At 45.8% G+C, this 15,470-nt stretch carries 16 protein-coding genes; 7 read left to right on the top strand and 9 right to left on the bottom strand.

Annotated elements, in window-relative coordinates; all coding sequences use genetic code 11:
- Positions 1 to 41 precede the first annotated feature (41 nt).
- The 4 genes from JO375_RS02220 to JO375_RS02205 all read left to right on the top strand — a co-directional run bounded on the left by JO375_RS02220 (position 42) and on the right by JO375_RS02205 (position 2,749).
- Positions 42 to 899, top strand: coding sequence for an SDR family oxidoreductase (locus JO375_RS02220; protein WP_229522944.1), 858 nt, complete (start codon positions 42 to 44; stop codon positions 897 to 899).
- A 28-nt stretch (positions 900 to 927) separates the two neighbouring features.
- A complete protein-coding gene (locus tag JO375_RS02215; protein WP_229522943.1) occupies positions 928 to 1,164 on the top strand; it encodes a hypothetical protein in 237 nt (78 codons plus the stop codon).
- Positions 1,157 to 1,498 (top strand): zinc ribbon domain-containing protein YjdM, encoded by a 342-nt coding sequence (locus tag JO375_RS02210; RefSeq protein ID WP_229522942.1) that lies wholly within the window; start codon positions 1,157 to 1,159, stop codon positions 1,496 to 1,498. The genes JO375_RS02215 and JO375_RS02210 overlap by 8 nt, the downstream gene beginning before the upstream one ends.
- A gap of 198 nt (positions 1,499 to 1,696) precedes the next feature.
- Positions 1,697 to 2,749 (top strand): LLM class flavin-dependent oxidoreductase, encoded by a 1,053-nt coding sequence (locus JO375_RS02205; protein ID WP_229522941.1) that lies wholly within the window; start codon positions 1,697 to 1,699, stop codon positions 2,747 to 2,749.
- Positions 2,750 to 2,882: 133 nt separating this feature from the next.
- On the opposite strand, the gene JO375_RS02200 is transcribed toward JO375_RS02205, so the two are convergent.
- Both JO375_RS02200 and JO375_RS02195 read right to left on the bottom strand, forming a co-directional pair.
- A complete protein-coding gene (locus JO375_RS02200; RefSeq protein WP_229522940.1) occupies positions 2,883 to 4,391 on the bottom strand; it encodes an aminotransferase class V-fold PLP-dependent enzyme in 1,509 nt (502 codons plus the stop codon).
- Between the two features lie 135 nt (positions 4,392 to 4,526).
- The gene (locus tag JO375_RS02195; protein ID WP_229522939.1) at positions 4,527 to 5,003 is read right to left on the bottom strand and encodes a DsrE/DsrF/DrsH-like family protein; all 477 of its coding nucleotides are present in this window, start codon (positions 5,001 to 5,003) and stop codon (positions 4,527 to 4,529) included.
- A 201-nt stretch (positions 5,004 to 5,204) separates the two neighbouring features.
- Between JO375_RS02195 and JO375_RS02190 the strand changes: the two genes are divergently transcribed.
- Complete coding sequence (locus JO375_RS02190; protein ID WP_229522938.1) at positions 5,205 to 6,164, top strand: radical SAM protein; 960 nt, start codon at positions 5,205 to 5,207, stop codon at positions 6,162 to 6,164.
- Positions 6,165 to 6,271: 107 nt separating this feature from the next.
- On the opposite strand, the gene JO375_RS02185 is transcribed toward JO375_RS02190, so the two are convergent.
- The 5 genes from JO375_RS02185 to JO375_RS02165 form a co-directional block, all read right to left on the bottom strand.
- Positions 6,272 to 6,427 carry a hypothetical protein gene (locus JO375_RS02185; RefSeq protein ID WP_229522937.1) on the bottom strand — a complete coding sequence of 52 codons (156 nt, stop codon included), beginning with the start codon at positions 6,425 to 6,427 and terminating at the stop codon, positions 6,272 to 6,274.
- A 125-nt stretch (positions 6,428 to 6,552) separates the two neighbouring features.
- Positions 6,553 to 8,493, bottom strand: a complete 1,941-nt coding sequence (locus tag JO375_RS02180) for an FtsX-like permease family protein (RefSeq protein WP_229522936.1) — start codon at positions 8,491 to 8,493, stop codon at positions 6,553 to 6,555.
- Entirely contained in the window at positions 8,483 to 9,244 is a 762-nt protein-coding gene (locus tag JO375_RS02175; protein WP_229522935.1) for an ABC transporter ATP-binding protein, read from the bottom strand. Before JO375_RS02175 ends, JO375_RS02180 begins: the two co-directional genes overlap by 11 nt.
- Before the next feature lie 102 nt (positions 9,245 to 9,346).
- Positions 9,347 to 10,351 carry a sensor histidine kinase gene (locus JO375_RS02170; protein ID WP_229522934.1) on the bottom strand — a complete coding sequence of 335 codons (1,005 nt, stop codon included), beginning with the start codon at positions 10,349 to 10,351 and terminating at the stop codon, positions 9,347 to 9,349.
- Positions 10,344 to 11,039: a response regulator transcription factor gene (locus JO375_RS02165; protein ID WP_229523024.1), complete on the bottom strand. Its 696-nt coding sequence runs from the start codon at positions 11,037 to 11,039 to the stop codon at positions 10,344 to 10,346. Before JO375_RS02165 ends, JO375_RS02170 begins: the two co-directional genes overlap by 8 nt.
- A 165-nt stretch (positions 11,040 to 11,204) precedes the next feature.
- Between JO375_RS02165 and JO375_RS02160 the strand changes: the two genes are divergently transcribed.
- A complete protein-coding gene (locus JO375_RS02160) occupies positions 11,205 to 11,834 on the top strand; it encodes a YfbR-like 5'-deoxynucleotidase (protein WP_229522933.1) in 630 nt (209 codons plus the stop codon).
- Between the two features lie 181 nt (positions 11,835 to 12,015).
- On the opposite strand, the gene JO375_RS02155 is transcribed toward JO375_RS02160, so the two are convergent.
- Together JO375_RS02155 and JO375_RS02150 are read right to left on the bottom strand one after the other, a co-directional pair.
- Positions 12,016 to 13,554 carry an FAD-dependent oxidoreductase gene (locus tag JO375_RS02155; RefSeq protein ID WP_229522932.1) on the bottom strand — a complete coding sequence of 513 codons (1,539 nt, stop codon included), beginning with the start codon at positions 13,552 to 13,554 and terminating at the stop codon, positions 12,016 to 12,018.
- 181 nt (positions 13,555 to 13,735) lie between these two features.
- A complete protein-coding gene (locus JO375_RS02150) occupies positions 13,736 to 14,359 on the bottom strand; it encodes an acetate uptake transporter (protein WP_229522931.1) in 624 nt (207 codons plus the stop codon).
- Positions 14,360 to 14,608: 249 nt separating this feature from the next.
- Here JO375_RS02150 and JO375_RS24685 point away from each other — a divergent pair, with 249 nt between their 5' ends.
- The gene (locus JO375_RS24685; RefSeq protein WP_322098687.1) at positions 14,609 to 15,277 is read left to right on the top strand and encodes a hypothetical protein; all 669 of its coding nucleotides are present in this window, start codon (positions 14,609 to 14,611) and stop codon (positions 15,275 to 15,277) included.
- Positions 15,278 to 15,470: the final 193 nt, after the last annotated feature.

Here is a 15,470-nt window from a genome sequence, read left to right as displayed (position 1 = left end):
TACTATGAAAAGGTAAATAAAAATTAAATGGAGGATTTCATATGAAAATAGCTTTAACAGGAGCAACAGGACAATTCGGTTCTATCGTGACAGAGACTTTGCTCGCATCGGTATCGACGGAGAATTTGATTGTTAGCGTGCGAAACCCGGAAAAAGCAGAAAGCCTGCGTGCTCGCGGCGTTGACGTTCGTCATGGTGATTTCGACAAGCCAGAGACGCTGGATCAGGCCTTTGCCGGTGTAGACCGTCTGCTGATTGTGTCCGCAGACGGGGATAATGATACGAGAATCCGCCAGCATAAGGCGGCTGTTGACGCTGCTGTACGTGCGAGAGTAAGCTTTATCGCGTATACTAGCGTAGTCAATGCCACTGACAGCACCTTATTCCTGGCACCTGTACATCGCATCACAGAGGAATTCATTCGTGAATCGGGCATTCCTTACTCTTTCCTGCGCAATAACTGGTATCTTGAGAATGAAGCTGGCACGATTCAAGCCGTATTGGCAGGAGCCCCTTGGCTGACCTCGGCAGGCTCCGGCAAGGTAGGCTGGGCCACCCGTGCAGATTATGCGCAAGCGGCGGCAGCCGTTTTATCTGGTGAAGGCCACGAGAACACTATTTATGAGCTCTCGGGCAAGCCCATTACCCAGGAAGAGCTGGCGGCAATACTCGCCGTGGTGTTGGGCAAGGATGTCCCTGTACAACAAGTAGACGATGCGGCGTATGCCAAAACGATGCTTGGAGCGGGCGTCCCGGAAGCCGCAATTCCAATTGTGGTTGGAATTCAACAGGCGATTCGCGAAGGGGCTTTGGATGTTGTGAGCAGTGATTTTGAGAAGCTGCTGAACAGACCGCTTACACCGCTTAGCCAAGGAATCAGCGAACTGGTAAAAAAATAAAGGCGTAAGCCTGTTAGTACATTTCCAGATGTATAGCTTTGCTCATGCTTATGGATGCTGGCCCGGGAAGGTTGGCATCCGTTTTCATTATAAGGACGATGACTGGGAATTTCCAAATTTATTTCATCTATGGGTGGCATCAGTGCTGATTATCCAATATACTTGTATGGAACTCCAGGCAAGGCTTGGAGCAGGCTTGATAGATAAGAAGGCTGGCACAGCAATAGAATTAAAAATGAATGGAGTACATAATAACAATGTCTAATTTGCCAAATTGTCCTAAATGTAATTCAGAGTATACTTACGAGGATCGGAGCCTCTATATTTGTCCTGAATGCGCTCATGAGTGGTCGTCTGAGTCAGAAGCTACAAGCAATGAAGACGTAAAAGTCGTCAGAGATGCGAATGGCAACGTCCTGAAGGATGGTGACTCTGTAACTGTCATTAAAGACCTTAAGGTTAAAGGAAGCTCGTCCGTCTTGAAAATTGGCACCAAAGTGAAGAATATTCGCCTGGTGGATGGAGATCACGATATTGATTGCAAAATCGATGGTTTTGGAGCAATGAAGTTAAAATCGGAGTTTGTGAAAAAAAGTTAGGTTTAAAAGGAAGGAGAGGCCCCTTGAGCTTCTCCTTTTTCTTTTGGGCGTGGGATGTTCCCTTTGACTGGCCCCAGGCAGCCAAAAGAAAACTTGATAAATTGACGAGAAAGGCTCAATATAAAGATATCGGTTTTTGAAATGGTTGCTGTGAAAGCAGCCGATGAGAACGAAACATGAAAACAGGGGGTAGAACCAGTGGAGATAGGAATCAGCACGTTTGTAGAAACAACACCTGATCCTCAGACGGGTGAGGTCATTAGCCATGCGCAACGGATACGTGAGGTTGTTGAGGAGATCGTGCTTGCAGATCAGGTCGGGCTGGATGTGTATGGTGTGGGGGAGCATCATCGTATAGATTATGCGGCATCTGCTCCGGCTGTTATACTCGCTGCCGCGGCGGCACAGACTCAGCGCATTCGGCTAACCAGTGCGGTGACGGTGCTGTCATCGGATGATCCGGTGCGGGTGTTTCAGGATTTTGCCACACTGGACGGCATCTCGAATGGACGAGCTGAGATTATGGCAGGACGGGGTTCTTTTATCGAATCGTTCCCGCTGTTTGGATATGATCTGGATAACTACGATGAATTGTTTGATGAAAAGCTGGAGCTGCTGTTGAAAATACGTGAATCCGAAAAAGTGACCTGGAAAGGCGGACATCGGCCTGCCATTAACAATTTGGGCGTGTACCCGCGTCCGGTTCAAAATCCGTTGCCCGTATGGATTGGCAGCGGGGGGAACCAGGAATCTGTAGTCCGTGCCGGCTTGCTTGGATTGCCGTTGGTGCTGGCGATCATTGGAGGCAGCCCTGTGCAATTTGCACCGCTGGTGGAGCTGTATAAGAAGGCGGCTAGGCACGCAGGCCATGACGCATCGCAGCTTCCGGTAGCCTCCCACTCGCACGGTTTCATTTCGGAAAGTACGGAGCTTGCGGCAGAGAAGTTTTTCCCTTCCACCCAGCAGGTTATGAATGTGCTTGGACGTGAGCGTGGCTGGGGGCCTTACACCCGTTCCACCTTTGATACCGCGCGCAGCCCTGAAGGGGCGTTGTACGTAGGCGATCCGGAAACGGTTGCCCAAAAGATCATTCACCTGCGCAAACAGGTGGGAATTACACGTTTTATGCTGCATGTGCCTGTCGGAACGATGCCGCATGAGGACGTGATGAAGGCTATTGAGCTGCTGGGAACAGAGGTGGCGCCACGGGTGCGCGAAGAGATATCCCAGTGGGAGGCTGAGAGTCAATAAGCAGTTTTACTTTAATAGAGAAACGGAAAAGGAGTAGGCCATGAGATCGGTCGCTCCTTTTTTATTCATATAATCTGTTTTTTGAGCTGTCCGGTTATGGAGATTATGAAAGAAGGCAACGGACAGCAGTCTCTTAATCACTAAAACAAAACCATTTGCGGATGTCTATTTTTTTGTATTCTTTCATACATCGCCATTCGTTTGTATCCGCTTGATAGGTATAATCCTTTTGCCATAGCGTGATGTTTTCTATAATGGCCCGTATGGCGGAAGTAAGATAAGAAACCTCCTGATTGGTCATCATGGGATGGAGAGACAGACGCACCCAACCCGGTTTTTGCGATAAATCCCCGGCATGGATCAGATTTGCCATTTGATTAGAGGCTTGTTGATCGATCCCCAGCAAATAGTGTCCGTAGGTTCCAGCACAGGAGCAGCCGCCCCGGGCTTGAATGCCAAACCGATCATTTAGTAATTCTACAATCAGGTTATAGTGAATACAGTCCACAACAAAAGATACAATGCCAAGCCGATTTTGACTGTTTCCTCCCAGAATGTGCAGGCCGGGTATGGCTTTCAAGCCGTGTAGCAATAATGAGGTTAATTCCTTTTTGCGTTGTAGCATGCGATTTTGCCCCATCTGTTCCTTCAGCTGAATGGAGAGCGCCGTTCGGATGGCTTGCAGGAAAGGGGGGGTTCCCCCGTCCTCACGTGCTTCGATATTATCCTTATACTCGTATCCGCCCCAAGGGTTGCTCCAGTTTACCGTGCCGCCTCCAGGCTGGTCGGGAGCATAATTGGGGCATAGCTCCGAATTCATAATCAAGACGCCACTTGTACCGGGGCCACCGAGAAATTTGTGAGGTGAAAAGATAATGCCGTCCAATTTCTCAAGGGGGTCGGGAGGGTGCATATTGATCGCAGCATAAGGCGCGTTTGCAGAAAAATCAATGAAACAAATACCGCCATGTTTATGCATTTTGCGGGATAACTGGTAAATCGGTACTTCAAAGCCTGTAACATTGGAGCAGGCTGTAAAAGCGCCGATCTTGAGCGGACGATGCCGGAATTGGAACAGCAGCCGTTCGAGCTGAGCTGGATCGACGATACCGCCGGGACCGGGAGGTAGGCACACAACGTCCCCAATGGTTTCTGCCCAGGAGATTTGATTGGAGTGATGCTCCATATGTGTCACAAAAATAATTGGACGCTCTTTTTCAGCAATCGGATAGAGGCGCTTTAATTTCTCATGTATTTTCAGTCCCAACAACCGTTGAAGCTTATTCACCGCACCAGTCATGCCGGACCCGGCAAACAGGATCATATCATATTCGTTGGCATGAACGTGGTTCTTGATGATTTGCTTCGCCTCTTCGTAGGCTTGGGTCATCAGAGTACCTGTCAAATTAGACTCCGTATGCGTGTTCGCTACAAAAGGGCCCACATCGTTTGCTATTTTTGCCTCAATGGGTCCATACAGGCGACCGCTGGCTGCCCAATCCGCATAAATCAGCCTTTTTTGTCCATAAGGGGATTCAAAGGCCTGATAATATCCAATGGTATTGTCGCGGTATCTCTGGAAATAAGCCTCGTTAGAAGGTTGATACCTACAATAATTGCTTCCGATTCGTGCCATGAGCATACGGCGCCTCCCAAGTCGTTCTGTCTTCTTAGGGTACGCAGGTAGGCCTGAATAGGTTAAAAAAAATTAGGCGAATGTCATCATTTGGTCAGAATAAGAGCCTCATCCACAAGCCGGACAAGGCGTGAGTCCATTTTATATAAACAGTTGCATGTCGGATTCGAGCGCGTCTTTCAGATATGTTTTGGCCTCGATAATTTCCAGCTCAGGAATAAACTCTTCCGGTTTAAACCCCATAATTTCCACCGATAGCTTGCAGGCATAAAATTTGACGTTTTTCTTCCGGGCTCCTTTCAGGAAATGGATCAGCTTCGGAGCCTCGTTGTCCTCCAGCATTTCCATCAGCATCAGCTTGCCCAGGCCGCTAAAATTCATGTTGGACAGCGGTAGAGCCTCTGGTCCCTTCGGAGTCATCCAGCCCATGATTTTCTCGTATATGGTTTTATCCTCATGCGTCATTTTCTCAGGATCGCGTACCAGAAATAACCCCCAGAACGCAAAAAACATCGTAACCTCCACATCCAGCTCCCTAGCTGTATTTGCCAGGATCAGCCCAGCCATCGCCTTATCATAATCGCCGCTGAACATGAGCAGATTCATCCTTTTGTCCACGATATTCCGCCTCCATTTACCACAGATATACTCAGTATGGATTTGGAAATGAGAACTATGCCCAGTTCACATATCGTTCACATTTGTGGGGGGCAATAAAAGGCCAAATGCACGATAAATCATATCTTTGAGGTAACTTCATTCTGTATAATCTCAAGGGAATTTAAGATACACGCCTGAGATCGGGAGGATCATGACAAAGTGAGTACAGAAAATAAATATAAATCGCTTGAACTGGAGAAGCCAGGCATCTATGAGCTGGAGGGACTGGAAGTAGGGGTGACCTCCAATTGCAACTTCAAGTGTGATTATTGTTGCGCCTACCAGCGAAATGACGGACAATGCATCAGCAGCAAGGAAGTCATTCGTATTATTGACGACATTCCAACGTTAAAACGTGTGCGTCTATCCGGGGGAGAAGTGACCTTGAAGTATGAGGATTGTCTGGATATTGTGGCTCACTGTTCGAGCAAGGGAATCGCTACCCAGCTCAACACCAATGCCAGCCTGCTCAGTCCTGAACGAATTGAGAGACTGCGTGACGCAGGACTTTCCAATATTCATATTTCCTTTAATTTTACGGACCCCGAGAAATATGCAGCTTATTATCATGTGCATCCCCGCATATACGAGAAAATTGTGCAGAATATTCGGTTATGTACTGACGCCGGACTGGAAACCGTGCTGGAGACTTTGCTGTTTGAGGAAACACAGAATAACATGCGGTCTATTAGTGAAATGGTATATGAACTCGGTGTGCGTATCCATGAAATCCAGAACAGCATCGTGATGGATCATACCAACTGGAATGCGATCTCCACCAAGGAAGCGCTCGTCCGTTCCGTTCATGACCTGATCGCACACAAAAAGGACGATACCGAGCTGTATTTTACCTGCATGGACCGTTTTGCAGAGGCACTGGACTTTAAAGAGCAGCCAGGCGTATATTTTTCCAACTGCGTGGACGGCAAGAAGCAGCTCCATCTTCACGGGAACGGCGATATCCTGATCTGTGAGCTATGCCATCCTGTAGTCATCGGCAATATTTACAACGGAACGTCTTTAAAGGATATTTACAATCATAAGCCGAAGCCGCTTCAGGAATTCCTCGACAAACTGCCTTGTCCTGCATTTGACGCGCTTTTCCCGAACGGGCTCTGAGAGGTGACAGCAGAATAAAGCAATTAGAAGGATTCGAGCCTTTACGCTAAGCGAACACCAGCCCTAACACCTCGCTCGCCCTGTCTGTGCAGGGTGGGGCGGGGTTTTTAACTTGCTTCAAGCATAGCGTAAATTCCCGAGCCTGCGCTGAATACAATTCCGCTCACTAAAACAAGAATTTGCTTCTTGTTCAGGTCCAGCGGATCGAAAAAGATGAGCAACAGCCACTTTAGGCTAACGACACCCCATAGACCTTCCAGCAATCCTAGCGTCAGTACCTTGTCCCCAAGAATGCTCCATCTGTAGTGTTAACGGACCTGCAAGCATCAAATCGTCTGAAGCACGGACATTCCAGAAAACAATGCCCGGGGCTTATCGGCTTTTGCCATTATAATGCCGATTGAATCACTTTTTTATAATACAGGATGGATAGTATCCCGAAAACAGAGTATAAGGCCGTGTATAGTACCATCACGATGATCATCGGCATCCACACTTCGGTTCCAAACAAGAACCAGCCTGATTGGACGGCAAAGTAGCTGTGCGAAAGGCCAATGACCAAGGGAATGCCGAAATTGAAGATTTGTTTTAATTGAATGCCTTTGAGCAGGTCATCCTGTGTGAATCCCAGCTTTCTTAGAATCGTATAATTGGCTTTTTCGTCCTCGCTTTCATCCATTTGCTTAAAGTAGAGGATGCAGCCGGATGTAATGAGAAAGGTTAGCCCCAAAAAGCCGACAATGAACATGATGGTGCCCATCGTCCTTTTTTGATTGCTGCTCATGTCCAGGCGGGATGCTTGTTGCTCGCTAAAATGAGCGTCCGTGAAGAGGCGATCGGCTTCTTGAAGCTGCTTTTCGTCGAGGAGATCAATCCCGATATATAATGTCGAATCCCTTTGAATTTCAGGATTGATATCCTTTTTTAACCGCTCAAATACAGACTCGTCCACAATGGCCGTAGGCAGCCCTCCGCCTGTAAAGTAGTAAGGAATTATATACTCCTTTTTGAGACCCAAAAACTGTTGATGGATGACATGGTTTTTTCCCTGCAAATCCAGTGGACCCGAGGTTTTCAAGGACATGAATTTCTGCAGCAAGTCATTATAGCCTGTTAAAATCGTTTGGTCTGGGGATACATCCGTAACGGCCACGGATTGGTCGCTGATGACAGGCAGATTCATGGAGTTTGGACCTATATTCGCTCCTTTCAGAGGAGTCTCCATGATTTGCGATGTGTTCACACGAACCTGGATCACCTCGATTTTCTTTTCACGGTACTTTATATCATGCTCGTGGAGCAGCATTTTGAATTTTTCCGCCTCTGGTATATTGGTCATTGCAAAATGAGAAGGCACATTGTCCTCAGCCATTTTATCCGCAGAGTAAAAAGCGATATAGCTTAAGGAAAGCAGGCCGATGGACAGGGCGGACACCGTCGTAATAATCGTCAATAACACGGCGCTGGACTTCATACGGAACATAATGGTTGAGAGAGACAGCACCTCATTGATATTCAGATAGCCGCCTTTACTTTTTCGGATGATATTCGATATAAAGCGGACCGACCCTTTATAGAAAAGAAATGTCCCGATAATGACAGAGCCCAGAATAAATACCATAGCCATAAATAATTCATTCATGGTTGTGAAGTCTCCACCAAACAATTTGGAAGAAACATAATACCCAAGTGCAATAAGTGAGATTCCAATGATTCCGATGGTCATCTCAAAGATGGATATTTTTTTGATTTTCCCCTCTGTTGTTGAGGTGACTCGGAACAAAGACAAAATACTCTGTCTTCTGATAAAGGAATAGTTCATGAGCATAATCAAAAGGTAAATCATACAAAATACGATAAGTGTCTGCACAAGCGCCCGGTTAGAGAAATACAAAGTAGCAATCGCATCAATGCCAGTCGTCTTGAACAAAATCATGATTACTAATTTGGAAAATGAAAAGCCAACCATAATGCCGATGAATAAGGAACTGAAGTATAAAATTAAATTCTCCATACTCAGGATACGGAAAATTTTATGTTTGGTCATTCCGATTAATTGAAACAAGCCGATTTCTTTACTGCGCCTTTTTATAAAAATAGTGTTTGCATATAAAAGGAAAATACAGACAATCGCAACCAGCAGGACAGATGCAGCACGAATAGAAGCCGCGCCCTTAATAGATCCCTTTATTTCATCCATGGAAGAATCATATTGTATGGTGACAAAAGCAAAATAGAGGGCAACGCTGAAAATGAGAGCAAACACATAGAGATTATAATTTTTCAGGTTTTTCTTCAAATTCTTGAATATTAGCTGATTAATGTTCATATTGGACCCCGCCTAAAACCCCTTGGGTTTTCATAATATCCTGAAAGAAGCTTTGTCTTTCCTGCTCCCCTTTATGAAGCTGGGTGTACATTTGTCCATCCTTGATAAAAATGACCCGGCTGCAATGGCTGGCAGCGACAGGATCATGCGTGACCATAATAATGGTGGCCTTTCGCTTCTGATTTAGCTGGCCCAGCTTGTTCAATAAATCCGAGGCTGATTTGGAATCCAGCGCACCTGTAGGTTCATCAGCAAAAATAATGCTGGGCTCATGAATAAATGCCCGCGCAGCCGATGTACGTTGTTTTTGTCCACCCGAAATCTCATGGGGATACTTATCCTTCAGCTCATAAATCCCCAGCTCTGCAGCCACCTCCTGAAATCTGCGGTTGGCTTCCTTTTTAGGCGTCTTGGTGATGGATAAAGGAAGAAGAATGTTTTCCTTCACGGTTAGCGTATCCAGCAGGTTATATTCCTGAAAAATAAAGCCCAAATGCTTTTTGCGGAATTCCGCCAGCTGCTTTTCCTTCATCTTTGTCATTTCGATGTTATTGATTTTAATGGACCCGTAACTCACGTGGTCAATGGAGGAAAGGACGTTCAGCAGTGTGGTTTTGCCTGAGCCGGAGGCGCCCATAATGCTTACAAATTCGCCCTCTTCAATCAGAATATCAATTCCCTTTAATACCTCCTGCATATTTGACTTGCTGCCGTAGCTTTTGTGAATTTTATGAGCTTCCAGAATATTCACTTTGATGCACTCCTTATTGTTCTTGTCGCTTTATTATAAAAACAGGGACGTTGTTTTTCCTTTGATTGAGCGAACAATATATAAAAGCATGTGACATCTCTGTCACATGCTCGCAATACTTACGAAATCGTTTCGTTTGGGGAAGATTAGAGTAAAGGTTGTACCTTCGTCCGGTTTGGAGTACACATCCATATGGATGTGCAGGGATGCGGCCGCTTTTTTCGTTAAATATAGCCCCATCCCCGTTGAAGCATGATCCGAATGCCGGGTCGTGGATGTAAAGCCCTTTTCGTAAATACGGGACATATCCTTCGGATCAATGCCGCGGCCAAAATCTTGAACCTCAAGCAGTGTGCGGTCATGCCGCTCATAGCTGCGAATGATAATATCACAATGATCGCTATATTTGATGGCATTGGTCAGGAGCTGTCGGATGATAAAAGCAAGCCATTTGGCGTCACACAGAACCTCCGGTTGTTCCAATTGGATATCAAAGCCGATCCCTTTTTGGATGCACCATGACTGCAAGGCTTTGATCTCTTGGATAACGACAGACTTTAAGTTCACCTGTTCTATATATAAATCATTTTCAATGAAAGAGATACGTTTTTGGTGGAGCTGCTGGTCCAGAAGCAAGTGGATTCGCAGCCATTCATAAGTTAACTGAGCCTTTAGGGACGGGTCGCCCAGTCGCTCAATCATCAAATGCATGGCAGTCAAAGGTGTTTTGACCTCGTGAATCCAGGATAATAAGTCATCCTTTTCGTGCTCCAGGGCCAATTGATTTTGCGATATGAGCTTCTGCAAACGTTCGGTCTGGGTAACGATTTTGTGTTCAATGATGCGTTCAAACGGGCTTTCCGGCTCGCCCATCCCTATTAACTCGAGCGACCCCTCCCATTCCTCCAATGCTTTATAGAACCTGGTTTCTCTGGAATAGCGGACGATTATAAACAACGAGAAAACCAGTACAGATAAAAAAACGACATATAGGATCGGCATCAACGGAATTGTCGTATCCACATAAGCGATGAGAAGGATAAGCAATTGCTGGCATACAAACAGCAGAATCCAGCTTATCCTTTCCAGCAGATATTTCCTAATCATAGTCCGATACCTCTTCTGTAGCTATATAGCCTTGCCCCACCTTTGTTTCAATGAACCGTCCCAAATCCAATTCGTCCAGTTTCTTGCGCAATCGGTTCAAATTAACTGTTAAGGTATTGTCGCTCACAAAACGTTCATCATCCCATAGGCTTTTAATTAATTCCTCACGGGAGACAATTTTATTTTTTTGATCGATGAGCCGTTTGAGAATAAAGATTTCATTTTTGGTTAATTCGACCGTACCATCCTCATTGGCGACTAGATTTTTTTCATAATCCACCGTAGCTCCGCGCCATGTTTTCAGGGAAACGGGCTCGGTATTGTAATTATAAACGCGGCGGAGAGTCGCCTGTATTTTTGCAATAAGCACATCAAAATGGAACGGTTTTTGGATAAAATCATCAGCTCCAAGCTGCATCGACATCACCATATCGGCAGGATGATCACGGGATGATAAAAAAAGGATAGGAACGTTGGAGTGAGCTCGAATCATCCGACACCAGTGAAACCCGTCAAATTTCGGTAATTGAATATCAATGATGATTAGATCAGGTTTTACTCCAGAAAATTCCTGGATAACTTTATTAAAATCCTGAATCCCATACACATCATAAGCCCATTGAGTTAATCTGTCTTTCATTTCATGGAACAAAGTTACATCATCTTCAATCAGCAGGATTTTGAACAACGATTTCACCACTTTTTACTCTTTTTTTAAAGTGTATAGCAAATTGTGTGTATGTGCTATATTTGTGCACTCAGCTTGATATTGCGATAATCTGCTGTTAATAGTTGAGGTTTATAATCAGGGTATCTCCACTATCTCATACATGTGAAAAGGATGGATGCAACGATGGGAATTCACGCGTATTTTCGATCACTGAATGAGTTGGAAAGAATTATTCGTTGCCCGGGCAAATTTAAATTTGAAGAACACAGTGTATCCGCCCATTCATGGAAAGTGGTGCAGTATGCCAAAACGCTGGCTGATATTGAAGAGCGGAATGGCGTAAGCATTGACTGGAAGAAGCTTTACGAGATCACAAGCAGTCACGATTACGGAGAGATTTTTATTGGAGACATTAAAACGCCTGTGAAGCATTCCTCCAAGGAGCTCCGGTCATTAATTCAGCAGGTCGAGGAAGGGATGATCGAATATTTTATTGAAGAGAACATTCCAGAGGAGTTTAAAGCGATTTTCCGCAAACAGTTACGGGAAGGCAAGGATGATTCTGTAGAAGGTTTGATTCTTGAGGTTGCCGACAAGATGGATCAGGTGTACGAAGCGTTTGCTGAGCTTCAGCGGGGAAATACCGAAAAAGAGTTTATTGTCATGTATCGCAATGCACTTGTAAAAATCAAAAATATTCGATTGAAATGTGTTGATTATTTTCTGGAAAATATCCTGCCGGATATGGTTAAGGAAGAAACGCCTTCATCCATTGATATCAAGAAGATTACAGAAGAAGCTCTAGCTCTCTAATAGATTCACTCTACTCAGAAGCCCTTGGCAGTGCTTCTGTTCATACATAATGATGCCGATTCCAAAGACTGGACAGGACGGATAGCTTCAATAACCCGAATACCGAAGCCGCCCTTAAAGCAGATCAGTGTGAAAGGCGGCTTGGCAGGTTTCGTTTAAGGTCAATTGTCAACTCGCTATGCTAGTCAAGGGCGACCTTGCCAAGCGACTTTTTGGCCGGTCCTTCGATTACTTCGCCTTGATACGAGTAGCGGGAACCATGGCAAGGGCAATCCCATGTTCTTTCCGCCTCGTTCCACTCAACTTCACAGCCCAAATGGCTGCAAGTTGTGTCCACCAGGTGCAGTGCCCCTTCTAGGTCTCGGTAAGCACCCGCCCTTTTGCCGTTTACCCGGATGACTGCTCCTTCGTCATTCTGCAATTCTTCGGCTTTTCTGTAGTTTATTTCCAACTTCCCTGCAATCAAGTGTTTAGCCACATTCGCATTTTGAGTCACAAATGTTTTAATGTCAGGGTCCGCATGAAACCTTGCGGGGGAGAAAAGATCCTGGTACGGGCTTCCCTCTCCGGTAATCAGTTTCGTATTTAATAAAGCCGCCGCGACACTTGTGGTCATCCCCCATTTTTTATAACCCGTAGCAACGAGGATGTTAGAGATGCTGGATACTTCCTGTCCGATATAGGGGAGTTTGTCCAGCGTATACAAGTCTTGGGCCGACCAGCGATACATGATTTCCTTTATTCCAAATGTTTGCTCTGCGAACTTTTCTAAAGCTTCATAGTACTGAAAGGTGCAGATTCCTTGGCCTGTTTTGTGGCCTTCTCCACCGACGAGGACCATCGGTTCTCCGTTTATCAATACCGAGCGGAGCGAATGTTTGGGGGTTTCAGCACTTATGTACATACCACCCGGATAGATCTTATCACTCTTGACCGCTAGTACATAAGAACGTTCGGCATACAATCGTGCAAAATAAAGGCCATTAAGGTCATTGAATGGAAAATGGGAGGAGGATACGACATGGTTGCACGTGATTTTCTTTCCGTCATTGGTTTTAACGATGGCAGGATTGCCCTTTTCCACACCTACAACGGTCGTTTGCTCATAAATTTTCCCGCCCTGACGGATGACTTGATTTGCCAAATACCTTAAGAAAGGAACCGGATTAAACTGGGCCTGCTTTTCCATCATAATAGCTGCTTTAGTTGAAAACGGCAGAGGCGTTTGCTCGACGTAGCTTCCCGGGATGCCCAATTCTTCGTAGGCTTTGCATTCGGCGGCGATTTTCTCTACATACGTATCTGCACATGTATAAACGTAGGCATCTTCTTCTTTAAGTTGACAATCGATATTGTATTCCTCTACCGTTTGTTTAATGAATTGAAGAGCTTCGTGGTTGGCTTCGTAATAAAGCCGGGTTTGCTCCTTGCCAAAATGTGAGAGAAACTCACTGTAGATCAAATCATGCTGCGCGGTAATTTTGGCGGTCGTGTGGCCCGTTGTCCCATGAAGTATCCGTCCTGCATCGATAACAGCGACGTTTAATCCTTTTTTAGACAGTAAATAAGCGGTGGTAATACCAGTCATCCCCGCACCTACAATGGCAACATCCACCTGAATATCCCCATCAAGCTTGGGAAAACTAGGGATGTCAGTTGAAGTTAACCAATACGATTCCTGAAATTGCGGAAATATGGTATGAGAATCACTATGCGTCATTTTTACAGTCAGCCCCTTTGATTACATTATATGTATATCATTTCCATTGGGGGCTTTTATATTCACTAAACGATTCTCTCCATTCATGCGGTAGTCGAAGTGATAGGTCATATGATAACCCAAAAAGCCGTCCTTAACGCGGATCGGCGCGAAAGGCGGCTTTGCGGGCTAACATATACAGTTAAGGACGTGGCTTGAAAATACCGAAGGGCCGTCCTACAGGCAGGAATGTACGGCCAAAATGCGTATTCAGAACGGCGGCTCCTGTGCCATACAGCGAGAGGAGAGCAATGCCCATTTCGGAATATGCCGCGAGGGTATGGAATATCTCTGGAGCAACACCGAATGCATCGAAGCTAAGGCCCAGGAACAGAAAATCAATCAGGACAAAGATAAAGAACAGGACCTTATGCGTCTCCATCGCTCCAATGGTCATGAACAGCGTAAAGATAAGATAGCCCACAAAGGCAAAGCCGAGTTGCTTGCCATCTATGGAAGACGCCAGCTCTGGGCCGAATACGCCCATCTTAATCATCCAGCTGCCGGCTACAGCTAGCCAGAAGAAGGCGTAAGCACCAAATGCCGTCATGCCAAAGGTATTGTTATGCTTTGCATCCTGAATGCAGGCAAACAGCTGTGCGAAGGCACCGAGAAAAATAGCCCAAGGGATGATAAAGCTCAAGCCTTCAGTGAGGCCGAGCTTTTGGGATGAAGCCACAAGCGTGACAATAGCCAGGCCAAACAGACCGATCGCACTAGGATCAGCCGTTATGATTTTTACATTGGAATGAGATTCGTTTTGCATGAGAAAATACAAGCCTCCAGTAATGTTTAACTTTGTGTTAATCTGCCGATGCCAGAACCACACTGAATATTGTAACGGAAACAGACGTAATCGCATAGTAGATAATTTTGACCATCTTCCTGCTGAATTGCCTGTGCTCCTTTTTCCCCAACAGACCTTATAGTTCTCTATCTTTCAGCTTGCTTTAATTTTATTCTCAGCTTGACCGGATATAATCAAGGCAATTTTCCTCGGAAGGATGCATGATCAATGAAAACGAAAAAGACCATTTGGATTCCGGCAATAATCGCAGTTACGGTAGCAGCTCTACTCGTAATCTACCAATACTACATATCTTCGATTTCCGGTAGCGGGTCTGGCCCGCGACCGCCAGAAGGTGGCGTGAGCAACGTGTCTGCGGGGCACATGGGCCGCCCTCCTGGAGGGAAGGGGCATGGGGGCAACGGGGAACTATTTAAGACTTTAGGTACTATCTCCGTGTTCCTTGGGGCAGCCGCGTTCTCCTGGTTCTGGTTTAAGAGGAGGTTGAGATCACCATCAATGTTGATTAGAATGGCCGGAAAGTTGTTGCATTCCATGCATAAACTATTAGGCTGGGCGACCTTGATTCTTATTGCCGCTCACGGTGTTTATTTCTTGATTACCAAATTTCAAGATCATAAAACCTATACCGGGCTTGCGAGCTTTACCATTATGCTGGGAATCGCCGGATATGGCTTCTTTATTAACAAAGTTCGTAACAAGTGGATGCGGACCGTGCATCGTTCGCTCGGGTTGCTCTGGGTTCCCGTGTTGCTGCTGCATGCCGGCGGATCAGCGATCATGGCGGTCAGTGCCACCCTTACAGTAGGGATTCTTGTCTGGATACTGGAAAAAATGGCAGGGAAAAAGACGACACCGATTCCAGAGAATCGATAATTAGACAAGCAGAGGATTCGCCACCTAATTCGGTAGCGGATCTTTTGTTATTTAGTGACAGCTTAAACTCTGGAGCCCGAACCCCAAGCCTGCCCGAAAGGCTGTCTTCTGTGGCATAAATCTCTTTCTTCATCAATGGCAGCGGCCCACGCAGTCGGGGATTTGGGTGCATATGCATACGATATGCGCAAAA

The sequence above is a fragment of the Paenibacillus farraposensis genome (genome assembly GCF_020736845.1).
GTDB classification, from domain to species: domain Bacteria; phylum Bacillota; class Bacilli; order Paenibacillales; family Paenibacillaceae; genus Paenibacillus; species Paenibacillus farraposensis.
Note: the sequence above shows the minus strand (reverse complement) of the source record. Positions and strands in the feature narration are given on the sequence as shown.